At 53.5% G+C, this 25,143-nt stretch carries 17 protein-coding genes and 1 pseudogene; 7 read left to right on the plus strand and 11 right to left on the minus strand.

Annotated features, from left to right (window positions below):
- A partial coding sequence (locus BFF42_RS28480; protein WP_165888145.1) for an IS1 family transposase occupies nucleotides 1–51 on the minus strand: 51 nt, incomplete at its 3' end.
- Nucleotides 52–408: 357 nt separating this feature from the next.
- Here BFF42_RS28480 and BFF42_RS23315 point away from each other — a divergent pair.
- A complete protein-coding gene (locus BFF42_RS23315) occupies nucleotides 409–1,992 on the plus strand; it encodes a TerC family protein (protein WP_000454701.1) in 1,584 nt (527 codons plus the stop codon).
- A gap of 451 nt (nucleotides 1,993–2,443) precedes the next feature.
- Here BFF42_RS23315 and asmA read toward each other — a convergent pair whose 3' ends face one another.
- The 3 genes from asmA to udk all read right to left on the minus strand — a co-directional run bounded on the left by asmA (nucleotide 2,444) and on the right by udk (nucleotide 5,633).
- A complete protein-coding gene (gene asmA / locus BFF42_RS23320; protein WP_039060137.1) occupies nucleotides 2,444–4,297 on the minus strand; it encodes an outer membrane assembly protein AsmA in 1,854 nt (617 codons plus the stop codon).
- 21 nt (nucleotides 4,298–4,318) lie between these two features.
- Nucleotides 4,319–4,900, minus strand: a complete 582-nt coding sequence (gene dcd, locus BFF42_RS23325) for a dCTP deaminase (protein ID WP_001234767.1) — start codon at nucleotides 4,898–4,900, stop codon at nucleotides 4,319–4,321.
- Nucleotides 4,901–4,991: 91 nt separating this feature from the next.
- Nucleotides 4,992–5,633, minus strand: a complete 642-nt coding sequence (udk, locus tag BFF42_RS23330; RefSeq protein WP_001295424.1) for a uridine kinase — start codon at nucleotides 5,631–5,633, stop codon at nucleotides 4,992–4,994.
- Nucleotides 5,634–5,950: 317 nt separating this feature from the next.
- On the opposite strand from udk, the gene BFF42_RS23335 reads away from it, so the two are divergent.
- Nucleotides 5,951–9,268, plus strand: a complete 3,318-nt coding sequence (locus BFF42_RS23335) for a diguanylate cyclase (protein ID WP_039060135.1) — start codon at nucleotides 5,951–5,953, stop codon at nucleotides 9,266–9,268.
- 108 nt (nucleotides 9,269–9,376) lie between these two features.
- Here BFF42_RS23335 and alkA read toward each other — a convergent pair whose 3' ends face one another.
- Nucleotides 9,377–10,225 carry a DNA-3-methyladenine glycosylase 2 gene (gene alkA / locus BFF42_RS23340; protein WP_039060134.1) on the minus strand — a complete coding sequence of 283 codons (849 nt, stop codon included), beginning with the start codon at nucleotides 10,223–10,225 and terminating at the stop codon, nucleotides 9,377–9,379.
- A gap of 133 nt (nucleotides 10,226–10,358) precedes the next feature.
- Between alkA and yegD the strand changes: the two genes are divergently transcribed.
- Nucleotides 10,359–11,711 (plus strand): molecular chaperone, encoded by a 1,353-nt coding sequence (yegD, locus tag BFF42_RS23345; protein WP_000469639.1) that lies wholly within the window; start codon nucleotides 10,359–10,361, stop codon nucleotides 11,709–11,711.
- A gap of 12 nt (nucleotides 11,712–11,723) precedes the next feature.
- Here the strand turns inward: yegD and yegI are convergent, their stop codons facing one another.
- The 6 genes from yegI to BFF42_RS23375 form a co-directional block, all read right to left on the minus strand.
- On the minus strand, nucleotides 11,724–13,664 hold the full coding sequence (gene yegI, locus BFF42_RS23350; RefSeq protein ID WP_039060133.1) for a protein kinase YegI: 1,941 nt from the start codon (nucleotides 13,662–13,664) through the stop codon (nucleotides 11,724–11,726).
- Entirely contained in the window at nucleotides 13,661–14,422 is a 762-nt protein-coding gene (locus tag BFF42_RS23355) for a PP2C family serine/threonine-protein phosphatase (protein ID WP_000119055.1), read from the minus strand. Before BFF42_RS23355 ends, yegI begins: the two co-directional genes overlap by 4 nt.
- Nucleotides 14,419–15,078, minus strand: coding sequence for a vWA domain-containing protein (locus BFF42_RS23360; protein ID WP_000003160.1), 660 nt, complete (start codon nucleotides 15,076–15,078; stop codon nucleotides 14,419–14,421). The genes BFF42_RS23355 and BFF42_RS23360 overlap by 4 nt, the downstream gene beginning before the upstream one ends.
- Before the next feature lie 220 nt (nucleotides 15,079–15,298).
- Entirely contained in the window at nucleotides 15,299–15,358 is a 60-nt protein-coding gene (gene ibsA, locus BFF42_RS23365; protein ID WP_010723109.1) for a type I toxin-antitoxin system toxin IbsA, read from the minus strand.
- A 272-nt stretch (nucleotides 15,359–15,630) separates the two neighbouring features.
- The gene (locus tag BFF42_RS23370; protein WP_114142527.1) at nucleotides 15,631–15,687 is read right to left on the minus strand and encodes a type I toxin-antitoxin system Ibs family toxin; all 57 of its coding nucleotides are present in this window, start codon (nucleotides 15,685–15,687) and stop codon (nucleotides 15,631–15,633) included.
- A 271-nt stretch (nucleotides 15,688–15,958) separates the two neighbouring features.
- Nucleotides 15,959–16,015 (minus strand): type I toxin-antitoxin system Ibs family toxin, encoded by a 57-nt coding sequence (locus BFF42_RS23375; protein WP_012767742.1) that lies wholly within the window; start codon nucleotides 16,013–16,015, stop codon nucleotides 15,959–15,961.
- Between the two features lie 278 nt (nucleotides 16,016–16,293).
- Here BFF42_RS23375 and mdtA point away from each other — a divergent pair, with 278 nt between their 5' ends.
- The 4 genes and pseudogenes from mdtA to mdtD form a co-directional block, all read left to right on the plus strand.
- On the plus strand, nucleotides 16,294–17,541 hold the full coding sequence (gene mdtA, locus BFF42_RS23380) for a multidrug efflux RND transporter subunit MdtA (protein ID WP_000678969.1): 1,248 nt from the start codon (nucleotides 16,294–16,296) through the stop codon (nucleotides 17,539–17,541).
- Nucleotides 17,541–20,663 carry a multidrug efflux RND transporter permease subunit MdtB gene (gene mdtB, locus BFF42_RS23385; RefSeq protein WP_039060131.1) on the plus strand — a complete coding sequence of 1,041 codons (3,123 nt, stop codon included), beginning with the start codon at nucleotides 17,541–17,543 and terminating at the stop codon, nucleotides 20,661–20,663. The genes mdtA and mdtB overlap by 1 nt, the downstream gene beginning before the upstream one ends.
- Nucleotides 20,664–23,741, plus strand: a complete 3,078-nt coding sequence (mdtC, locus tag BFF42_RS23390) for a multidrug efflux RND transporter permease subunit MdtC (protein ID WP_000667607.1) — start codon at nucleotides 20,664–20,666, stop codon at nucleotides 23,739–23,741.
- Nucleotides 23,742–25,142 (plus strand): annotated as a pseudogene (gene mdtD / locus BFF42_RS23395) (multidrug transporter subunit MdtD); the annotation flags it as partial.
- Between the last annotated feature and the right edge of the window lies 1 nt (nucleotide 25,143).

The raw sequence follows: 25,143 nt of genomic DNA on the forward strand, positions 1-25,143 counted from the left end.
CACCCCGTCAGTAGCTGAACAGGAGGGACAGCTGATAGAAACAGAAGCCACTGGAGCACCTCAAAAACACCATCATACACTAAATCAGTAAGTTGGCAGCATCACCGCTAACGGAATAGCAGGCAAGGTAACAATTCGGCAATTGGCTATTTTTAAGAATTATATTAAGTGTCATTCAATATGGTTTTTAGGATTTTCTTTAGGTTGACAATATTTAATATTGCGCCTCCACATGCGATATTTCTTAAATGATGTTTTATTATTACCACTTTTAATTCAGGGATAATGTGAGGTTATTACCCTCAAATAATATGAGATAAATAGTGCTGCAACATTGCATTTTTGCCCCGATTTATCCATGATCGAATTGTGACATTTGTCATACAACGAATAGGTTTTGTACTTACTATGGAATGGATTGCCGATCCGTCTATCTGGGCCGGGTTAATCACGCTGATTGTGATCGAACTGGTCCTCGGCATTGATAACCTGGTCTTTATTGCCATCCTCGCCGAAAAACTACCGCCGAAGCAGCGCGACCGCGCACGGGTTACCGGGCTGCTGCTGGCGATGTTAATGCGCCTGTTACTGCTGGCGTCAATCTCCTGGCTGGTCACCCTGACTCAACCGCTGTTCAGCTTCCGCTCGTTTACCTTTAGCGCCCGCGACTTAATCATGCTGTTTGGTGGTTTCTTCCTGTTGTTCAAAGCCACGATGGAGCTGAACGAACGGCTGGAAGGGAAAGACAGCAATAATCCCACACAACGCAAAGGTGCGAAGTTCTGGGGCGTGGTGACGCAAATTGTGGTACTGGACGCCATCTTCTCACTCGACTCAGTGATTACCGCCGTCGGGATGGTCGACCATTTACTGGTCATGATGGCCGCCGTGGTTATCGCTATCAGCCTGATGTTGATGGCCAGCAAGCCGTTAACGCAATTTGTTAACAGTCACCCGACCATCGTTATTCTCTGCTTAAGCTTCCTGTTGATGATTGGCTTTAGCCTGGTGGCAGAAGGTTTCGGCTTCGTCATTCCGAAAGGCTACCTGTACGCTGCCATTGGTTTCTCGGTGATGATCGAGGCGCTCAATCAGTTGGCTATCTTTAACCGGCGACGTTTTCTTTCCGCTAACCAGACACTGCGCCAGCGGACTACCGAAGCGGTAATGCGTCTGCTTAGCGGGCAAAAAGAGGATGCGGAACTGGACGCCGAAACCGCGTCCATGCTGGTGGATCATGGTAACCAGCAGATCTTTAATCCGCAGGAACGGCGGATGATTGAGCGGGTACTTAATCTTAACCAGCGTACTGTCAGCAGCATTATGACGTCGCGCCACGATATTGAGCATATCGATCTCAACGCGCCGGAAGAAGAAATCCGCCAGTTGCTGGAGCGAAATCAGCATACGCGGCTGGTGGTTACTGATGGCGATGACGCGGAAGATTTGCTCGGTGTTGTTCACGTTATCGACCTGTTACAACAATCACTGCGCGGCGAACCGCTCAACCTGCGGGTGTTGATTCGCCAGCCGCTGGTGTTCCCGGAAACCTTGCCGTTGTTACCTGCCCTGGAGCAGTTCCGTAATGCCCGCACACACTTTGCTTTTGTGGTGGATGAGTTTGGCTCGGTGGAAGGGATTGTGACATTAAGTGACGTCACTGAAACCATTGCCGGTAACTTACCGAACGAAGTGGAAGAGATCGACGCCCGCCATGATATTCAGAAGAATGCGGACGGTTCCTGGACGGCGAATGGTCATATGCCGCTGGAGGATCTGGTGCAATATGTGCCGCTGCCGCTGGATGAAAAACGTGAATATCACACCATTGCCGGGCTGTTGATGGAGTATTTGCAGCGTATTCCAAAACCTGGCGAAGAAGTTCAGGTGGGGGATTATTTGCTTAAAACGTTGCAGGTAGAAAGCCATCGCGTGCAGAAGGTGCAGATTATACCGCTGCGTAAGGATGGCGAGATGGAGTACGAGGTGTGATGGTATCGGTCATTTTACCCGATGCTGCGTGACGCCTTATAACTTCAGCAATGAAGCGTTGTCTGTGGTACATGGACATTACAGCGGGGGTGTGGGTCCGGCTGTAAATCGCCGAATCGTTTCCTGTAGGCCGGGGCAGCCCACATGGATGTGGGCTGAGGGCGCGTTTTACAGGGATGTTACCTCGCGCCCGTACCCGATAGCCGAAAGGAATAAGATGAGGGAACCGCGCCAGCGGCGATTTACCGCCGGGAGCCCGGGTTGCCAGGGTGGTGGCGATTGAGCCACCCTGGCACGTTCACCGGCTTGAGCGTTCCATAGTAGTGAGGAACATCAAGTGAACGGAACAGCCTTCGATCTTACATATTCAGAATATAATGGTGCCGCCGCGAACGCCTGATGCGACGCTTTACGCGTCTTATCAGGCCTACAGGACAGGTCACCTGGTAATCTACATCTTCTCCAGCAACTTCTTCACATCTTTGCCATTGCGGGAATCTTTATTCCGCTCGGCCCAGTCATTCAGGCGACGTTTCGCTTCGTCCTGTAGATGTTTGCGCAGTAACTGATCCACTTGCAGACTGTAATTGAGTTGCTGCCAGTTGCCATAAACCCGCAGCGGTACTGGCGTTTCTTTGAGGAAATCAATCAGTTTGCTTTCCCCGTTCCAGCCACCCACGACCCGAATATCAAACTGGGTGTCGCAGGTTTGATCTGCCAGATTCAACATACCTTCCCCTGTAAGCGCCAGCACAGGCGATTGACCTTGCATGTCGTTTAACGTCACGACGCCATCCTTCAACGTCAAATCGGTGGTAAAGCGGTCAAGCCGCGTCACGTTATCAAAGTTTTCAGCGGCCTTCACATCACCACCATTACGTTCTACCGCTTGCTGAATCATCTGCTGGAAGTTCATCCCTTCCATGCGCGTGTCGGTCATTTCGACATGTGCCTGTCCTTGCCAGTTGTGGCGGAATGCGTCGGCATCTATGTCAGCACCGGAGAAATCACCAGCCAGTGACATTTTTCCGGTCAACGAAATCGGATAGTTAAACGCCTTCAGAATGGTACCAATCTCAACGTTTTCCAGCCGTGGCTGGAAGTTTATCCGCGGATTTATTGATGTCGCGTCCAGCGTGCCCGGCAGTGAAACCTGTCCACCGTTAAGTTTGCCCTGCAGTTGAGTAATTTCCAGCAAACCCGACTTGTTGGTCATTTGCGTGGCAACATCTGTAAAATTCATTCCGCGCCAGCGCACGTTACTGGCCTGCAACAAAATATCAGCCGTAAAGCCTTGCAGTCCCTGATAGGCCGGTTCATCAATACGCGAAGAAATAACCGGGCGCGGCAACGTTGATTGGCTCTGCCCCTGCTGCGCGGCACCGTTTTCACCATTCGCTGTTTCATTAAGCGGGATGAGGTTGTCAAGATTCAGTTGCGGGAATTGCAGCCTCAGCTGCCATTCCGGTTTCTCTGTCAGCGTAACCTGTGCTTGCCCGCTCAGCGTACTGTCATTGGCGGTCAAACTAATTTGGTTAAATGAAAGGCGTTTATGTGACTCCTGCCACTGGGCCTGGAAACTCCCCTGCCCCTGAATACCTTGTTTTGGTAAATCTGCACCCTGCAACTGCCAGTTAATTTGTTCAATAGCCGCCGTTAAATCATGCGGATAATCAGAAGCATCTACCGTACCGTTAAGGGATATCGTGAGATCGCGCTGATCGCGATTAACCCGCCCGGAGAACTCAAATGAGCCACGATGTTGGGGATCTTGTTCCATTTGCAGGCGGATATTGCGGATTGTCACCTGCTCGTCATCTTCATGCTGGAACACCAGAACGCTGTCCACCACCTTAAGACTGGATATATCAAACGACCATCCGCGATCGTCTGACAGATCCGGCAAGGTATTGTCGCGCGGTGCAACCGGAGCGTCTTCACTGCGCACCGCTTCCGTCTGCGGCGTCAGTTGGATCACCGCCCCTTTTAGCATCACCTGCTTAATGCTCAGTTGATGACTCAGTAGTGGTAAAAGCGCCACGTCCAGGCGCATGTTGTCGGCGCGAACCAGTGGCTGGGTCGCGCCCTGGGCGGTGAGAGACATTCGCCCGGAGAGGATACTAAGCTGCGGCCAGACGTGCCAACGCAGTGGCCCGTCGAGCTGCAATTGATAACCGCTACGTGCAGCAACTTGCTTGACCATATAGTCGCGGAAATCATTCGGATTCACCAGCAACACTAACGCAGATAACCCGGCCACCAGCACGACCTGGAGTATCATCAGCGTCGTCAGAAATCGTCTCATGGTATCCTCAATGGGCCTGAATTAGTCTTTATCGATTCGGCTGGCTACCGCGCCCTGCTGGTTGCGATATTTCGCATCTTCACGGCGGTTGTAAGGTCGCGCCGCCGGGCCGGAAAGCGGCTCAAAGCTCAGCGCACCAATTAACATGCCCGGACGCAGCGCCAGCGGCAGCTTACCGGAGTTGTAGAACTCCAGCACAATGCAACCAGACCAGCCCGGATCGATACGGTGCGCGGTGACGTGCACCATCAGCCCCAGACGCGCCAGTGAGGAACGCCCGTCCAGCCAGCCCACCAGATCGGCTGGCAGCGTCACCGACTCCAGCGTCACCGCCAGCGCCAGCTCTCCTGGGTGAAGATAGAACGCCTCGCCCTCGTCGAGAACGATCTCATCGCTCATCACGCGGTCAAGCGCGGCGCTCACTTCATCTTTGGGACCGCTCAGATCGATAAACGCTGCCGTGTGACCACGGAAGGTACGAAATTTATTGCCCAGGCGTACATCCACCGTCGCGCCGTTAATACGCTCCACTGGCGGACGTGGGTTGATCGACAAACGGCCTTCATCAAGCCAGGCTTCAATATCTCGGTCACACAGACGCATGGCATTTTCTCCTTTCGCGCATCACTCCCTTAACGCCAATTACGTCAAGGGCATACCAGGTTATCACTGAACGGTACACAATTTATCAAGCTTATTCAAAGAACTGACTTATTTTCGCTTTCAATATATCGATCGCGATGCGGTTTTTCCCGCCGCGCGGCACGATAATGTCCGCATATTGTTTAGAAGGCTCAATGAATTGCAGGAACATCGGGCGCACGGTTTTTTGATATTGCGCCATCACGGAATCCATTGAACGCCCACGCTCGTTAACGTCACGCTTGATGCGGCGCATCAGGCAGATATCCAGCGGGGTATCAACGAAAATGGAGAAGTTAAGTTCGTCACGCAAACGCGCATCCGTCAGCAACAAAATGCCTTCGAGAATGATGACCTTCTTCGGCTCAACCGTCACCGTTTCTTTCATACGCGTATGTTCAACATAGCTGTAAACCGGCAGGTCAATTGCCGAGCCGCGTTTCAACGCTTGTAAATGCTCAAGCAGCAGACTGTGATCCATCGCGCTGGGATGGTCGTAGTTGGTCTTAACGCGTTCTTCCATCGACAGATGGCTTTGATCTTTGTAATAGCAGTCTTCGGGAATTACGCCGATGTGTTCATCACCGACTTGCTCACGTAATTCACGATAAAGGGTACTGGCAATAAGACTCTTGCCGGAAGCCGATGCGCCAGCGATACCGATAATGACGCACTGATGAGACTGATCAGTCATATATTTAGCGACCTGATTAACCTGGATGTTAGGAAGGGGGCGACGAAGCGCCAAACGCGGCAATTATAGGGATTTCATCCGCCTGATACCAGTCGAATAACGTTGCCGCGCGCTCAGAGTTAATTGTTGACGAAGAATTCCCGGTGGCAAATTACGTTGATCAGTTTTATACAAAGTAAAAAATGTTATACGCAGTTGCGCAAATTATCCGCCTTTACGTCACTTTATGAGCAATTCGCATATAAAATGTAAAACTTTTGTACTAGCATAAACACAGAAACGAATACTGGCGACCTGGCCTTGCGGATAAAGCGGTAATGAGCAAACAATCACAGCATGTATTAATTGCCCTGCCCCACCCGCTGCTTCACCAGGTCAGTTTAGGTTTAGTCTCGTTTATCTTCACCCTTTTCTCGCTTGAGCTTTCGCAGTTTGGCACCCAACTCGCCCCACTGTGGTTCCCGACGTCCATCATGATGGTGGCGTTTTATCGCCATGCCGGGCGCATGTGGCCGGGAATTGCGCTGAGCTGTTCGCTGGGAAATATCGCCGCATCCATCCTGCTTTTTTCCACCAGCTCGCTGAACATGACCTGGACGACCATCAATATTGTTGAAGCCGTGGTCGGGGCAGTGCTGCTACGTAAATTGCTGCCGTGGTATAACCCCTTGCAAAATCTGGCTGACTGGCTGCGTCTGGCACTCGGCAGCGCCATTGTTCCACCTCTGTTGGGGGGTGTTCTGGTTGTCCTGCTGACGCCCGGAGACGATCCTCTCAGGGCATTTTTGATATGGGTACTGTCAGAATCCATCGGCGCTCTGGCACTGGTGCCGCTGGGATTGTTATTTAAACCACACTATCTGCTGCGCCATCGCAACCCACGGTTGCTTTTTGAGTCGCTGCTCACGTTAGCCATCACACTGACGTTAAGCTGGCTTTCGATGCTGTATCTGCCGTGGCCTTTTACTTTCATTATTGTGCTGTTGATGTGGAGCGCCGTGCGCCTGCCACGAATGGAAGCCTTTTTGATCTTCCTTACCACGGTGATGATGGTGTCGCTGATGATGGCCGCGGATCCCTCCCTGCTTGCTACGCCGCGTACGTACCTGATGAGCCATATGCCGTGGCTACCGTTTTTGCTGATCCTGCTGCCCGCCAACATCATGACCATGGTGATGTATGCCTTTCGTGCGGAACGCAAACACATTTCCGAAAGCGAAACCCGTTTTCGGAACGCGATGGAATATTCCGCTATCGGCATGGCGTTAGTGGGCACCGAGGGACAATGGCTGCAATCCAACAAAGCACTCTGCCAGTTTCTCGGTTACAGTCAGGAAGAGCTGCGCGGACTCACCTTCCAGCAACTGACCTGGCCGGAGGATCTCAATAAAGATCTCCAACAGGTTGAAAAGCTGATAAGCGGTGAAATAAACACCTATTCAATGGAAAAACGTTACTACAACCGCAATGGCGATGTTGTCTGGGCGTTGCTTGCCGTCTCACTGGTGCGCCACACGGATGGCACGCCGCTCTATTTTATCGCTCAGATTGAAGACATTAACGAGCTAAAACGCACCGAACAGGTCAATCAGCAACTGATGGAGCACATCACGCTGGCTAACGAAGCGGGCGGGATTGGCATCTGGGAGTGGGAGTTGAAGCCGAATATTTTTAGCTGGGATAAGCGGATGTTCGAGCTGTATGAAATTCCTCCACATATCAAACCGAACTGGCAGGTGTGGTACGAGTGCGTGCTGCCGGAAGATCGCCAGCATGCCGAAAAAGTGATTCGTGATTCGTTGCAATCATGCTCGCCCTTTAAACTGGAATTTCGCATTACCGTAAAAGACGGTATTCGCCATATCCGCGCCCTCGCCAACCGGGTACTGAATAAAGAAGGCGAAGTCGAACGCCTGCTCGGCATTAATATGGATATGACTGAGGTTAAACAGCTTAACGAGGCATTGTTTCAGGAAAAAGAGCGCCTGCACATTACGCTGGACTCCATCGGCGAAGCCGTGGTCTGTATTGATATGGCGATGAAAATTACCTTTATGAATCCAGTGGCGGAGAAGATGAGCGGCTGGACGCAGGAAGAAGCGTTAGGTGTTCCGCTCCTGACGGTGTTGCATATTACTTTTGGCGACAACGGACCATTAATGGAGAACATTTACAGTGCCGACACCTCACGTTCCGCGATCGAACAAGATGTGGTGTTGCACTGTCGGAGCGGCGGCAGTTACGACGTGCATTACAGTATTACGCCGTTAAGTACTCTGGACGGCAGCAATATTGGTTCGGTTCTGGTGATTCAGGACGTTACCGAATCACGCAAAATGCTGCGCCAGCTGAGCTACAGCGCCTCCCATGATGCACTGACGCATCTCGCCAACCGCGCCAGTTTTGAGAAACAACTGCGTATCCTGCTGCAAACGGTAAACAGTACGCATCAGCGACATGCACTGGTGTTTATCGATCTTGATCGCTTTAAAGCGGTGAATGACAGCGCCGGGCATGCGGCGGGCGACGCTTTGCTGCGCGAACTGGCGTCGTTGATGCTGAGTATGCTGCGCTCCAGTGACGTGCTGGCGCGGCTCGGCGGTGATGAATTTGGTCTGCTGCTGCCAGACTGCAATGTTGAAAGCGCTCGTTTTATCGCTACACGTATTATCAGTGCTGTGAATGACTATCACTTTATATGGGAAGGCCGGGTACATCGGGTAGGTGCCAGCGCCGGGATTACCTTGATCGATGACAATAATCATCAGGCGGCAGAAGTGATGTCGCAGGCTGATATCGCCTGTTATGCCTCCAAAAATGGTGGCCGGGGCCGGGTGACGGTTTACGAACCGCAGCAAGCTGCCGCACATAGCGAACGGGCGGCGATGTCGCTTGATGAACAGTGGCGGATGATTAAAGAGAATCAGTTGATGATGCTCGCCCACGGTGTCGCTTTGCCACGGATCCCGGAAGCGCGTAATTTGTGGCTGATTTCACTTAAGCTCTGGAGTTGCGAAGGCGAGATTATTGATGAACAAACATTTCGTCGTAGCTTCAGCGATCCGGCGCTTAGCCATGCTCTTGACCGCCGGGTATTCCACGAATTTTTCCAGCAGGCCGCAAAAGCGGTTGCCAGTAAAGGCATAAGCATCGCCCTCCCCCTTTCCGTTGCCGGTTTGAGTAGCGCCACGCTGGTGAATGATCTGCTTGAGCAGCTGGAAAACAGCCCTCTACCACCACGGTTATTACATCTGATTATTCCGGCTGAAGCGATTTTAGAGCACGCAGAAAGCGTGCAAAAACTGCGGCTGGCGGGATGTCGGATAGTGCTCAACCAGGTGGGCCGCGATCTGCAAATCTTCAACTCGCTGAAAGCGAATATGGCAGATTACCTGCTACTTGATGGTGAGTTATGCGCCAACGTGCAGGGTAATTTGATGGATGAGATGCTGATTACGATTATTCAGGGGCACGCTCAGCGACTCGGGATGAAAACCATCGCCGGGCCAGTCGTTTTACCCTTAGTGATGGATACGCTTTCTGGCATCGGCGTCGATCTGATTTATGGTGATGTGATTGCCGATGCCCAACCGCTGGATTTGCTGGTGAATAGTAGTTATTTCGCGATTAACTGAGGCGTGCTTCCCCATCGCCTGATGCGACGCTAACGCGTCTTATCATGCCTACAAATCGCTCATTCCCCAGGCCGGATAAGGCGCTCGCACCGCATCCGGCGACCAACGTCATGCTTCGTCTGGTTGCCAGCCTTCCGTATACCAGATATGCAACAGCGCATAAGAACGCCAGGGCTTCCAGCGTTCGGCATAACGGCGGATTTGCGCCGGTGTCATTCCCGGAAATTGCTGTTTAATCAGATAATCATCCGGCAGGAAAACATCTTTCGCCTGCCAGCCACGCAAAGCGAAATAATTCGCCGTCCAGCGTCCGATATCCGGAAAAGTTTGCAGCGTTTTCATCGCTTGTTCTACGTCGCCCGGTATTGTCATTGGTAAGCTGCCCTCCAGCGCCGCATTTGCCAGATGAATCAGCGCCTCTGCCCGTTTCAATGGCATGCCTAACGCTTTTAATGCCTGCGGGTCGGCTGCTGCCAGCCGCTGAGGCGTGGGGAAGCAGATATACTCCGGAAAATCATCCAGCCGTTCGCCATAAAGCTGTACCACTTTGGCGGTCAATTTTGCCGCCATCGCCACGCTCACCAGTTGGCCTAAAATCGCCCGCACGCCCTGCTCAAAAGCATCAACACTGCCGGGTAAACGCAATCCGGGCCGCGCCGCGCCTAACTTGCCCAACGCACCGTTAACAATCTGCGGGTTACATTGCAGATCAAGCAGGCGGCTCATTTTCGCCAGACACTCAGCGGCAACGGGTTCTAAACCTGCACTTAAATTTATGTGCAGAGTATGGCGGGCTATATCCGGAATAGCAGTCACCACGCCGCGATATTCGCCCACCGCCAGACTACGGGCATAATAATCGTCAGCGACCGTTTCCACACCACTCACTGCACGGGCGGCGAGAAATCCCAACATCCACGACCAGTCATACGGCGGCTGCCAGTTCAGGGTATACATCGCATCTCCTTATTCATCCGCTTTCAGCATAAACGTTATTCAGACGCTGCGCTTTGCTTTCATATTCCGGTTGTCGCGACGGCAACATTTCGCTAAAGTCACGCCCCTTCTTCACCGGCATGGGGATTATTTCGTGTTTATTGGTTTTGATTACGGTACAGCAAACTGTTCAGTGGCGATCATGCGTGACGGTAAACCGCACTTGCTAAAAATGGAAAACGACAGCACGCTGCTGCCTTCAATGCTTTGCGCGCCAACGCGTGAGGCGGTAAGCGAATGGCTGTACCGCCATCATGATGTTCCGGCAGACGACGATGAAACGCAGGCGCTGTTACGTCGGGCGATTCGTTATAACCACGAAGAAGATATCGATGTTACGGCGAAAAGCGTGCAGTTCGGTCTTTCCTCACTGGCACAGTACATTGATGATCCGGAAGAAGTGTGGTTTGTGAAATCACCAAAATCGTTCCTCGGTGCCAGCGGCTTAAAACCGCAGCAGGTAGCGCTGTTTGAGGATCTGGTCTGCGCAATGATGTTGCACATTCGCCAGCAGGCGCAGGCACAGCTGCCAGAAACGATTACTCAGGCGGTGATTGGTCGCCCGATCAACTTTCAGGGTCTGGGCGGTGATGAAGCAAACACCCAGGCGCAAGGGATTCTGGAACGCGCGGCGAAGCGTGCCGGATTCAGGGACGTGGTATTCCAGTACGAGCCGGTAGCGGCTGGGCTGGATTACGAAGCCACCTTACAGGAAGAAAAACGGGTACTGGTGGTGGATATCGGCGGTGGTACGACTGACTGTTCATTGCTGCTGATGGGGCCGCAGTGGCGTTCGCGTCTCGATCGTGAAGCCAGCCTGCTGGGTCACAGTGGTTACCGTATTGGCGGTAACGATCTGGATATCGCACTAGCGTTTAAAAACCTGATGCCACTGCTGGGTATGGGGGGCGAAACCGAAAAAGGCATCGCCCTGCCGATTCTGCCGTGGTGGAATGCGGTGGCCATCAACGACGTACCTGCGCAGAGTGATTTCTACAGTAGTGCCAACGGTCGTCTGCTTAACGATCTGGTACGCGATGCCCGCGAACCGGAAAAAGTGGCCCTGCTACAGAAAATCTGGCGTCAGCGTTTAAGCTATCGCCTGGTGCGTAGCGCAGAAGAGTGCAAAATTGCTCTTTCAAGCGTAGCGGAAACCCGCGCCTCACTGCCGTTTATCAGCGATGAACTGGCTACGCTGATTAGCCAGCAAGGGCTGGAAAGCGCCCTCAGCCAGCCACTGGCGCGGATTCTGGAACAGGTGCAACTGGCCCTGGATAACGCCCAGGAAAAACCGGATGTCATCTACCTGACCGGCGGTAGCGCCCGTTCGCCGCTGATTAAAAAAGCGCTGGCAGAACAGTTGCCGGGCATTCCGATTGCAGGCGGCGATGACTTTGGCTCCGTCACCGCCGGGCTGGCACGCTGGGCGGAAGTGGTGTTTCGTTAATTGAAAAATGGCTCAGCAGCGACTTAAATCTGCCTGCGCCTGAGCCAGTTTTTCTGCCGCCTGACGTAACGGTTCCATCAACGGCATGGTCCGTGCTGGAGCATGAAGGCGGAATCGCTGCAACTCTGTCGCGCCGACAGTCAACGCCAATTCCAGCCGATGTCGTTTGGCGGCCATTTTCGCCATTACCGCTTGTCTTTCTGCAGGCGTTACCGCTTCGTTCGGCCTGAACACAAAACGGCGTTCACAGCTCGCTTTCCAGTCGATGACCGCCTGGGTCAGATGATCACCAAACCCTTTAACTTGCTTAACCCCACGACGGGTAACATCCGCTGCTGTTTCAATACCAAAGGACCGTAACGCCGCTTTACGCGCAGGGCCAACGCCGGGAATAGAGGCAACATCAATAAAAAATCCCTCCAGAAACTTCTGCTTCTGCCGTTCCCTTGCGGTGTCGTGAAGTGCTGCCAGAGCACGTTTTTCTTCTTCCGGTAACCCGAGAATTTCGTCCTTCATTTTTTCGAGCATCGTCCGTTTGGCGATAAAACCTTCCAGCCCGCCCAACTGTTGGCTCTGGCTGACTAAATGGTCATAGTCCATTTTCGCGCGATTAAATGCCTCACGGCGTTGCTGAACTTCTGCTTTGTACGCTTTGCTTGTCAGACTGCCAATAATCCAGATAGCCGCCAGCACAGGAACCAAAATAATATAACGCGGTTCTGCCTGAAGGCCGCAAAGCAGCAGCGATAACGCTGACAGTGCGATCTCAATCAGAATGATGTATTCGCGCCGTAACAGGCCTAAAGGAAGCGGCCTGCCAGTCGGTTGGAAATGATCGGGTAATGGCAGTTGCAATGCTGGCGGCGCTACTGACGCCATCACCATCGCCCAGACTTTCGCCAGCACAAAATCACCGCCGGTGGTAATGACCTCTTCGCCGAGATCAATAAAATAGATAACGCCTTGATTATCCAGCGTACACCACGGGCAGTCGGTCAAATGAGCGGGATAAACATGCATTGCCGAAACGGTACATTTCTTTAACTGTTGGCGTAGAGAATCCAGTGCTGCTACCCACGCTTTAGCCGTCGGACGCCCGGTTGCTACGCCACTTTCCGTAAACGCCTGCTGAAACATGGCTTCAACATCGCCCGGTAACATCGACAGCGGAATCGATCGTGGCGGCGGTTTTAAACCACGTCGCTGGTTGTCTGACGCGTAGGCATAACGGAAATGGGCAATATCCGTCTCCAGCGCATTACCCGCATCAGAGATAAGCGGCACACCAGAATAAGGATGCCGCCCACCAAACAAGACGTGAAAAATCAGCAACGCAAGGCCAAAATTATCGTGATTCGCGGTACGTTCAAAACCGACAAATGATGGCAAGGTTTGTAGCTCTGGCGGCGTAAAATGCGACACGCCGACTTCGCATAAATGCAGTGTGCCATTGGCGTTAATCTGAAAGGAGTCACTATCGATCAACACCACTTTGCTGTCGCGACCTACCATAAAGCTGTTCTGGTTTACGTCCCCCACGACGTGCCCGTGCTCGTGAACCGTAGCAAAAGATGAAGCAATATTGCGCGCAACATAGAGTAGAAAATCCCACGCACAATGAGGGTAACTCTGGCGACGATGTGCCGGGCTATAGATCATATGAATCGGTTCTTTACCAGAAACTTTTGGCATCATAAAACCGATAACCTTTCCGCCTCGCCCACCGTGAAGCGTTGCCTGCGGCCAGGCGACATAATTCACCAACTGCGCGTCAGCTGTCGCAGCCATAAAGGCAAGTTTGTCCTGTTTTAAGGCGGGTGGCGGCGTGTGATAAATCTTGGCGACGCTATCGACAAACTCATTGATATCATAAACCGCGCCTTCGCCACCTTTGCCCAGTTCACGGCCTGGCGTAACGCACTCACCAGTAGCAGTATATAAAGTGGGTTTCATGGTAACCACAGCGCCAGTGCCAACGTTTTATCATCATCGGTACGCTCGTTTACCGCCGGGCTGGACAAAAACTGCTTTAACAATTCAGGTAATAAATCGAGTTGTTCCTGCGTTGCTGCCGCCAGTCCATTGAAAAACGGGGTAAAGAAAGGCACATGCGGAGAATTATCCAGCATATTTAACGCCAGTCGCTGAATACCATCCGTAAATGCTGCAACTTTATGCGCACGCTCAGTGCTGGTGAAAGTTTCCAGTCTGGAAACAGCATCTTCATCGCTAATGAAATGCGTCATATTGGCATATTCACCCACCATCGGCGTGAGCGGCAGTTCCAGACCACGACCAAAATCCACCACTACACCGCCGTCGCCAATTTGCATAATCAATGTGCCGTTAGCCGATGAAATCAATCCCAGAAACGTGCAGGCAAAATCGCGAACTGCTAATGCTTTGGCTTCTGCCTCGGCAAAAAGTCGTTGACGAATGGTCAGTACCATATTTGTGGCGAGGACATCATTAAGCCCCAATTCACCGTCCTGTACTTTTTGCACCATAAACGCCATCGCTTCATTGACGGCGAGCTTCGCGCCTTCTCCTCCCTGCGAAACGCTACCTGCGCCATCAGCAAGGAACATCACCAGTAATGGCTGCTGGTCATTTAGCCAGGCAACCTGCATCTGGCAGGCATCCTGACAAGGTAAATCAGCGCTAATGTGCGACGTTCCAACAGCGGATGCATAAACCAGACGCCAGCTCACACTGACGTCCAGCCTTTTGGCGCTTCCAGCACAACTTCCGTTCCCGGCGTGGAGCGGGAAACCGAACGCAGCGAACTGGATAACCAGCTAAACAGTTCACGGAATTGTAATCCCTGCAGTGGCAAAGGCTGACGAACGCTGATTTGTGCCAGAGTCTTCATATCCGCCCCCTGAACACCGATGGAAAAGAAGGCAAACTTCTTATCTTCTTCCCCCTGAAACACTTTGTTGGCGGCAGCCTGCCACTCATCGGTTGGAGCGCCATCGGTGATCAGGAAAATCCACGGGCGATAATACGAAATACCATTTGCACGATACTCACGTTTCCGCTCCTCTACCATATCCAGGGCTTTGGTAATGGCAGCGCCCATTGGTGTATCGCCCTGGGCAAACAGGATGGGCGGGAAAAAATTAGCGGCGCTGGTAAAGGGTTGTTCCACATGCACCGGGCCGAACGTCACAATGCCGAGTTCAACTCTTTTTAAGGCCAGCGAATCGGCAAGCAGCTCATCGCGAAAGGTAACCAATCCGGCGTTAAGTTCATTAATGGGTCTACCGTTCATAGAACCAGAAACATCCAGCAGCAAAATGCAGGGGCAACGTGGTTCCGGGTTACTGGCAAAATCGCTGGTGGCAAACGTGATTTGTTCGCTCATAAGAAATCCTTTCTTAGAGAATTATTGAGGTCCGGTATCATACCGACTGCAATAATGAAATAAGAGCAAACGAAGAAACTTTCAGAATTAGTCCCGGCGGCGCAGAAAATTTTGCTATTCGCCTCGCAAGAACGGAGAGCCGTCGATTGACACTAAGGGCGGAGTGACATAATTTCAGGAGTGAGGGTTAGGGAGAGGTTTCCCCCTCCCCCTGGGGTTCTTAGTAAGCCTGGAAGCTAATCACTAAGAGTATCACCAGTATGATGACGTGCTTCATCATACCCCTTTCCTTATTAAAAGCCCTCTTCTCCGGGAGAGGGTTTCCCGTTTCAGCGTCCCGCTGAAATCTTCGGCTTACCTCCTTTCGCCCTGTATGCAGTCTATCGCTGACTTGCGGATAAAATAGTTTCCAGTGTGATTATTGCGTAACGACTCGCAAAGAATATTTGCTGGCAGGATCGCAGACTGCAAAGCCTGCGGATTGACAATCTTATCGTGAAGGCATACTTTCAGCAGTGAGGGTTGAGCGGGGTTTCCCCCGCCCTGGTAGTCTTAGTAAGCTGGCCAGCTAATGACTAAGAGCACCACGATGATGAGTAGCCTCATCATGACCCTTTCCTTATTTAAGGCCCCTTCCTCGGGAGGGGCTTTCACGTTTCAGCATCCCGCTGAAATCTTCGGCTTACCTCCTTTCGCCCTGTATGCAGTCTATCGCTGACTTGCGGATAAAATAGTTTCAAGTGTGATTATTGCGTAACGACTCGCAAAGAATATTTGCTGGCAGGATCACAGACTGCAAAGCCTGCGGATTGACATTCTGAACGTGAAGGCATACTTTCAGGAGTGAGGGTAGAGCGGGGTTTCCCCCGCCCTGGTAGTCTTAGTATGCTGGGTAGCTAATCACTAAGAGCACCACGATGATGAGTATCTTCATCATGACCCTTTCCTTATTTATGGCCCCTTCCTCGGGAGGGGCTTTCCCGTTTCAGCGTCCCGCTGAAATCGTCGGCTTACCTCCTTTCGCCATGCAAGCAGTCTATCGCTAACGCGTAGATAAAATAGTTTCCTGTGTTATTACTGGATGCGTGCTCGCAAATGTGCCCGCCATTCAGACGATTCCCGATAGTGTTTCATAATTCCTCCATTTTTCTCCCTTATTGGCTGGCTACACTAGTATCATTCCGCGAAACGTTTCAGGAAGAGAAACTCTTAACGATGAAAGGCAGTTATAAATCCCGTTGGGTAATCGTAATCGTGGTGGTTATCGCCGCCATCGCCGCATTCTGGTTCTGGCAAGGCCGCAATGACTCCCAGAGTGCAGCCCCAGGGGCGACGAAACAAGCGCAGCAATCGCCAGCGGGTGGTCGCCGTGGTATGCGTTCCGGCCCATTAGCCCCGGTTCAGGCGGCGACCGCCGTAGAACAGGCAGTTCCACGTTACCTCACCGGGCTTGGCACCATTACCGCCGCTAATACTGTTACGGTGCGCAGCCGCGTGGATGGTCAACTGATGGCGTTACATTTCCAGGAAGGCCAGCAGGTCAAAGCAGGCGATTTACTGGCAGAAATTGACCCCAGCCAGTTCAAAGTTGCATTAGCACAAGCCCAGGGCCAACTGGCAAAAGATAAAGCCACGCTTACCAACGCCCGCCGTGATCTGGCGCGTTATCAGCAACTGGCAAAAACCAATCTCGTCTCCCGCCAGGAGCTGGATGCCCAACAGGCGCTGGTCAGTGAAACCGAAGGCACCATTAAGGCTGATGAAGCAAGCGTCGCCAGCGCGCAGCTGCAACTCGACTGGAGCCGCATCACCGCACCAGTCGATGGTCGCGTTGGTCTCAAGCAGGTTGATGTTGGTAACCAAATCTCCAGTGGTGATACCACCGGGATCGTGGTGATCACCCAGACGCATCCTATCGATTTGCTCTTTACCCTGCCGGAAAGCGATATCGCTACCGTCGTGCAGGCGCAAAAAGCCGGGAAACCGCTGGTGGTAGAAGCCTGGGATCGCACCAACTCGAAGAAATTAAGTGAAGGCACGCTGTTAAGTCTCGATAACCAAATCGATGCCACTACCGGTACGATTAAAGTGAAAGCACGCTTTAATAATCAGGATGATGCGCTGTTTCCCAATCAGTTTGTTAACGCGCGCATGTTAGTCGACACCGAACAAAACGCCGTAGTGATCCCAACAGCCGCCCTGCAAATGGGCAATGAAGGCCATTTTGTCTGGGTGCTGAATAGCGAAAACAAGGTCAGCAAACATCTGGTGACGCCGGGCATTCAGGACAGTCAGAAAGTGGTGATCCGTGCAGGTATTTCTGCGGGCGATCGCGTGGTGACAGACGGCATTGATCGCCTGACCGAAGGGGCGAAAGTGGAAGTGGTGGAAGCCCAGAGCGCCACCACTCCGGAAGAGAAAGCCACCAGCCGCGAATACGCGAAAAAAGGAGCACGCTCCTGATGCAGGTGTTACCTCCGAGCAGCACAGGCGGCCCGTCGCGCCTGTTTATTATGCGTCCTGTCGCCACCACGCTGCTGATGGTGGCGATCTTACTCGCCGGGATTATCGGTTATCGCGCCCTGCCCGTTTCGGCGCTGCCGGAAGTGGACTATCCGACCATTCAGGTGGTCACGCTCTACCCAGGTGCGAGCCCGGATGTCATGACCTCTGCCGTTACCGCGCCGCTCGAACGCCAGTTCGGGCAGATGTCTGGCCTGAAACAGATGTCGTCGCAAAGTTCCGGCGGTGCGTCAGTTATCACCTTACAGTTCCAGCTAACATTACCGCTGGATGTCGCCGAGCAGGAAGTGCAGGCCGCGATTAACGCTGCGACCAACTTGTTGCCGAGCGATCTGCCTAACCCGCCGGTTTACAGCAAAGTGAACCCGGCAGATCCGCCGATCATGACGCTCGCCGTTACCTCAACCGCCATGCCGATGACGCAAGTGGAAGATATGGTGGAAACCCGCGTCGCGCAGAAAATCTCGCAGATTTCCGGCGTCGGCCTGGTGACGCTTTCCGGCGGCCAGCGTCCGGCTGTTCGCGTCAAACTTAACGCTCAGGCGATTGCCGCCCTCGGCCTGACCAGCGAAACCGTGCGCACCGCCATTACCGGCGCTAACGTTAACTCGGCAAAAGGTAGCCTCGACGGCCCTTCCCGCGCGGTTACGCTTTCCGCGAATGACCAAATGCAATCTGCGGAAGAATATCGCCAGTTGATTATCGCCTACCAGAACGGCGCGCCGATTCGTCTGGGCGATGTCGCAACCGTAGAGCAAGGTGTAGAAAACAGCTGGCTCGGCGCATGGGCGAACAAAGAACAGGCCATTGTGATGAATGTTCAGCGCCAGCCCGGTGCTAACATTATCTCCACCGCCGACAGCATCCGGCAGATGCTGCCACAGCTCACCGAGAGTTTGCCGAAATCGGTGGAGGTGACGGTACTTTCTGACCGTACCACCAATATCCGCGCATCCGTCGACGATACTCAGTGTGAATTGATGATGGCTATCGCGCTGGTAGTAATGATTATCTACCTGTTTTTGCGCAATATTCCGGCGACCATCATTCCCGGCGTCGCAGTGCCGCTGTCGTTAATCGGCACCTTCGCGGTTATGGTGTTTCTCGATTTTTCAATCAATAACCTGACGCTGATGGCGTTAACTATCGCCACCGGGTTCGTGGTCGATGACGCCATCGTGGTGATCGAAAATATTTCCCGCTATATCGAAAAAGGCGAAAAACCGTTGGCGGCGGCGCTCAAAGGCGCAGGTGAAATCGGCTTTACCATTATCTCGCTGACCTTCTCGCTGATTGCGGTGTTGATCCCACTGCTGTTTATGGGCGATATCGTCGGGCGACTGTTCCGCGAATTTGCTATTACCCTGGCGGTAGCGATTTTAATCTCAGCCGTGGTGTCGCTAACCCTGACACCGATGATGTGCGCACGGATGCTCAGCCAGGAGTCGTTGCGTAAACAGAACCGCTTCTCCCGTGCCTCGGAAAAAATGTTCGACAGGATAATCGCCGCCTATGGTCGTGGACTGGCGAAAGTGCTGAATCATCCGTGGCTGACCTTAAGCGTGGCGCTCAGCACGCTGCTGCTTAGCGTTCTATTGTGGGTGTTCATTCCGAAAGGTTTCTTCCCGGTACAGGATAACGGCATTATTCAGGGCACTTTGCAGGCACCGCAATCCAGCTCCTTTGCCAATATGGCCCAGCGGCAACGCCAGGTCGCGGACGTGATTTTGCAGGATCCGGCAGTGCAAAGTCTGACCTCATTTGTTGGCGTTGATGGCACTAACCCGTCGCTGAACAGTGCGCGTTTGCAGATCAACCTCAAACCGCTGGATGAACGTGATGATCGGGTGCAAAAAGTCATCGCCCGTCTGCAAACGGCGGTGGATAAAGTGCCGGGCGTCGATCTCTTCCTGCAACCAACGCAGGACCTGACCATCGATACTCAGGTCAGCCGCACCCAGTACCAGTTTACCTTGCAGGCCACGTCACTGGATGCGCTCAGTACCTGGGTGCCACAGTTGATGGAAAAACTCCAGCAACTGCCACAGCTTTCTGATGTCTCCAGCGACTGGCAGGACAAAGGGCTGGTGGCGTATGTCAATGTTGATCGTGACAGCGCCAGCCGTCTGGGGATCAGCATGGCAGATGTCGATAACGCCCTGTACAACGCGTTTGGTCAGCGGCTGATTTCCACTATTTATACTCAAGCCAACCAGTATCGCGTGGTGCTGGAACACAACACCGAAAATACCCCAGGCCTCGCGGCGCTGGGTACCATTCGCCTGACCAGCAGCGACGGTGGCGTGGTTCCGCTAAGTTCGATTGCCAAAATTGAGCAGCGTTTTGCACCGCTCTCCATCAACCATCTGGATCAGTTCCCGGTAACAACCATCTCCTTTAACGTGCCGGATAATTATTCGCTGGGCGATGCGGTGCAGGCGATTATGGACACTGAAAAGACGCTGAATCTACCGGTGGATATCACCACGCAGTTCCAGGGCTGCACCCTCGCCTTCCAGTCGGCGCTGGGCAGCACTGTCTGGCTGATTGTCGCAGCGGTGGTGGCGATGTATATCGTGCTCGGCATTCTGTACGAGAGCTTTATTCATCCAATCACCATTCTCTCGACGTTGCCCACGGCAGGTGTTGGCGCACTGCTGGCGTTAATGATTGCCGGTAGCGAACTGGATGTGATTGCGATTATCGGCATTATTTTGCTGATCGGTATCGTGAAGAAAAACGCCATCATGATGATCGACTTCGCGCTGGCTGCCGAGCGCGAGCAAGGCATGTCGCCGCGCGATGCAATCTACCAGGCTTGTCTGCTGCGTTTTCGTCCGATCCTGATGACCACCCTGGCGGCTCTGCTTGGCGCGCTGCCGCTGATGTTGAGTACCGGGGTCGGCGCGGAACTGCGTCGTCCGTTAGGCATTGGTATGGTCGGTGGTCTGGTTGTCAGCCAGGTACTGACGCTGTTTACCACGCCAGTGATTTATCTGCTGTTCGACCGCCTGGCATTGTGGACTAAAAGCCGCTTTGCCTGTCATGAAGAGGAGGCGTAAGTGAAGTTTTTTGCCCTCTTCATTTACCGCCCGGTGGCGACGATTTTACTGTCGGTCGCCATTACCCTGTGCGGCATACTGGGCTTCCGTATGCTGCCGGTCGCCCCGCTGCCGCAGGTCGATTTTCCGGTGATTATGGTCAGCGCCTCGCTGCCCGGTGCGTCGCCGGAGACAATGGCGTCTTCCGTTGCCACGCCGCTGGAGCGTTCACTTGGGCGCATTGTCGGGGTCAGTGAAATGACCTCCAGCAGTTCGCTCGGCAGCACGCGTATTATTTTGCAGTTTGATTTTGACCGGGATATCAACGGTGCGGCGCGTGATGTGCAGGCGGCGATCAACGCCGCACAAAGTCTGCTGCCCAGTGGGATGCCCAGCCGCCCGACTTATCGCAAAGCGAACCCGTCGGATGCGCCAATTATGATCCTCACGCTAACCTCCGATACTTATTCGCAGGGTGAATTGTACGATTTCGCCTCGACGCAGCTGGCTCCGACGATTTCGCAAATCGACGGTGTCGGTGATGTCGATGTCGGCGGCAGCTCGCTGCCCGCCGTGCGCGTCGGGCTGAACCCGCAGGCGCTGTTTAATCAGGGCGTGTCGCTGGATGACGTACGCACTGCCATCAGCAATGCCAACGTGCGTAAACCGCAGGGGGCACTGGAAGATGGCACTCACCGCTGGCAGATCCAGACCAATGATGAGCTAAAAACCGCCGCTGAATATCAGCCGTTGATTATTCACTACAACAACGGCGGCGCGGTTCGTCTGGGCGATGTGGCGACGGTGACCGACTCAGTGCAGGATGTGCGCAACGCCGGGATGACCAACGCCAAACCGGCTATTTTGCTGATGATCCGCAAGCTGCCGGAAGCCAATATTATCCAGACGGTTGACAGCATCCGGGCAAAATTACCGGAGTTGCAGGAAACCATTCCGGCGGCGATTGATCTGCAAATTGCCCAGGATCGCTCCCCCACCATTCGCGCCTCGCTGGAAGAAGTCGAGCAAACGCTGATTATCTCGGTGGCGCTGGTGATTCTGGTGGTGTTTTTATTCCTGCGCTCGGGTCGCGCCACTATTATTCCCGCCGTTGCGGTGCCGGTTTCGCTGATTGGTACGTTTGCGGCGATGTACCTGTGCGGATTCAGTCTCAATAACCTTTCGTTAATGGCGCTCACCATCGCTACTGGTTTCGTGGTGGATGACGCCATCGTGGTGCTGGAAAACATTGCACGTCATCTGGAAGCGGGAATGAAACCGTTGCAAGCCGCACTGCAAGGTACTCGCGAAGTCGGTTTTACGGTGCTGTCGATGAGTCTGTCACTGGTGGCGGTGTTCCTGCCGCTGCTGTTGATGGGCGGATTGCCGGGCCGACTGTTACGCGAGTTTGCCGTGACGCTTTCTGTCGCCATTGGTATTTCGTTGCTGGTTTCCCTGACGCTAACGCCAATGATGTGTGGCTGGATGCTGAAAGCCAGCAAGCCGCGCGAGCAAAAGCGACTGCGTGGTTTTGGCCGCATGTTGGTAGCCCTGCAACAAGGCTATGGCAAGTCGCTGAAATGGGTGCTCAATCATACCCGTCTGGTGGGCGTGGTGCTGCTTGGCACCATTGCGCTGAATATCTGGCTGTATATCTCGATCCCGAAAACCTTCTTCCCGGAGCAGGACACTGGCGTGTTGATGGGCGGGATTCAGGCGGATCAGAGTATTTCGTTTCAGGCGATGCGCGGTAAGTTGCAGGATTTCATGAAAATTATCCGTGACGATCCGGCAGTGGATAATGTCACCGGCTTTACAGGCGGTTCGCGAGTGAACAGCGGGATGATGTTTATCACCCTCAAGCCACGCGACGAACGCAGCGAAACGGCGCAGCAAATTATCGACCGTCTGCGCGCAAAACTGGCGAAAGAACCGGGGGCGAATCTGTTCCTGATGGCGGTACAGGATATTCGCGTTGGTGGGCGTCAGTCGAACGCCAGCTACCAGTACACGTTGTTATCCGACGACCTGGCGGCACTGCGCGAATGGGAGCCAAAAATCCGCAAAAAACTGGCGACGTTGCCGGAACTGGCGGACGTGAACTCCGATCAGCAGGATAACGGCGCGGAGATGAATCTGGTTTACGACCGCGACACCATGGCACGGCTGGGAATCGACGTGCAGGCCGCCAACAGCCTGTTAAATAACGCCTTCGGTCAGCGGCAAATCTCGACCATTTATCAGCCGATGAACCAGTATAAAGTGGTGATGGAAGTGGATCCGCGCTATACCCAGGACATCAGCGCGCTGGAAAAAATGTTCGTCATTAATAACGAAGGCAAAGCGATCCCGCTGTCGTATTTCGCTAAATGGCAACCGGCGAATGCCCCACTATCGGTGAATCATCAGGGATTATCGGCAGCCTCGACCATCTCGTTCAACCTGCCGACCGGAAAATCGCTCTCGGACGCCAGTGCGGCGATCGATCGCGCAATGACCCAGCTTGGTGTGCCTTCGACGGTGCGCGGCAGTTTTGCCGGCACGGCGCAGGTGTTCCAGGAGACGATGAACTCACAGGTGATCCTGATTATCGCCGCCATCGCCACGGTGTATATCGTGCTGGGTATCCTTTACGAGAGTTACGTACATCCGCTGACGATCCTCTCCACCCTGCCCTCGGCGGGCGTTGGAGCGCTGCTGGCGCTGGAGCTGTTCAATGCCCCGTTCAGCCTAATCGCCCTGATAGGGATCATGCTATTAATCGGCATCGTGAAGAAAAACGCCATTATGATGGTCGATTTTGCGCTTGAAGCCCAACGGCACGGTAACCTGACGCCGCAGGAAGCTATTTTCCAGGCCTGTCTGCTGCGTTTTCGCCCGATTATGATGACTACCCTGGCGGCGCTGTTTGACGCGCTGCCGCTGGTGTTGTCGGGCGGTGACGGCTCGGAGCTGCGGCAACCCCTGGGGATCACCATTGTCGGCGGACTGGTAATGAGCCAGCTCCTTACGCTGTATACCACGCCGGTGGTGTATCTCTTTTTCGACCGTCTGCGGCTGCGTTTTTCGCGTAAACCTAAACAAACGGTAACCGAGTAAATGACAGATCTTCCCGACAGCACCCGTTGGCAATTGTGGATTGTGGCTTTCGGCTTCTTTATGCAGTCGCTGGACACCACCATCGTAAACACCGCCCTTCCCTCAATGGCGCAAAGCCTCGGGGAAAGTCCGTTGCATATGCACATGGTCATTGTCTCTTATGTGCTGACCGTGGCGGTGATGCTGCCCGCCAGCGGCTGGCTGGCGGACAAAGTCGGCGTGCGCAATATTTTCTTTACCGCCATCGTGCTGTTTACTCTCGGTTCACTGTTTTGCGCGCTTTCCGGCACGCTGAACGAACTGTTGCTGGCACGCGCGTTACAGGGCGTTGGCGGCGCGATGATGGTGCCGGTCGGCAGATTGACGGTGATGAAAATCGTACCGCGCGAGCAATATATGGCGGCGATGACCTTTGTCACGTTACCCGGTCAGGTCGGTCCGCTGCTCGGTCCGGCGCTCGGCGGTCTGCTGGTGGAGTACGCGTCGTGGCACTGGATCTTTTTGATCAACATTCCGGTGGGGATTATCGGTGCGATCGCCACATTGCTGTTAATGCCGAACTACACCATGCAGACGCGGCGCTTTGATCTCTCCGGATTTTTATTGCTGGCGGTTGGCATGGCGGTATTAACCCTGGCGCTGGACGGCAGTAAAGGTACAGGTTTATCGCCGCTGACGATTGCAGGCCTGGTCGCAGTTGGCGTGGTGGCACTGGTGCTTTATCTGCTGCATGCCAGAAATAACAACCGTGCCCTGTTCAGTCTGAAACTGTTCCGTACTCGTACCTTTTCGCTGGGCCTGGCGGGGAGCTTTGCCGGACGTATTGGCAGTGGCATGTTGCCCTTTATGACACCGGTTTTCCTGCAAATTGGCCTCGGTTTCTCGCCTTTTCATGCCGGACTGATGATGATCCCGATGGTGCTCGGCAGCATGGGGATGAAGCGAATTGTGGTACAGGTGGTGAATCGCTTTGGCTATCGTCGGGTACTGGTGGCAACCACGCTTGGCCTGTCGCTGGTCACCCTGTTGTTTATGACTACCGCCCTGCTGGGCTGGTACTACGTTTTGCCGTTCGTCCTGTTTTTACAAGGGATGGTCAACTCGACGCGTTTCTCCTCCATGAACACCCTGACGCTGAAAGATCTCCCGGACAATCTGGCGAGCAGCGGAAACAGCCTGCTGTCGATGATTATGCAATTGTCGATGAGTATCGGCGTCACTATCGCCGGGCTGTTGCTGGGACTTTTTGGTTCACAGCATGTCAGCGTCGACAGCGGCACCACACAAACCGTCTTTATGTACACCTGGCTTAGCATGGCGTTGATCATCGCCCTTCCGGCGTTCATCTTTGCCAGAGTGCCGAACGATACGCATCAAAATGTAGCTATTTCGCGGCGAAAAG

The organism is Shigella sp. FC1661, from assembly GCF_001712525.1.
In the GTDB taxonomy this organism is placed as follows: domain Bacteria; phylum Pseudomonadota; class Gammaproteobacteria; order Enterobacterales; family Enterobacteriaceae; genus Escherichia; species Escherichia coli.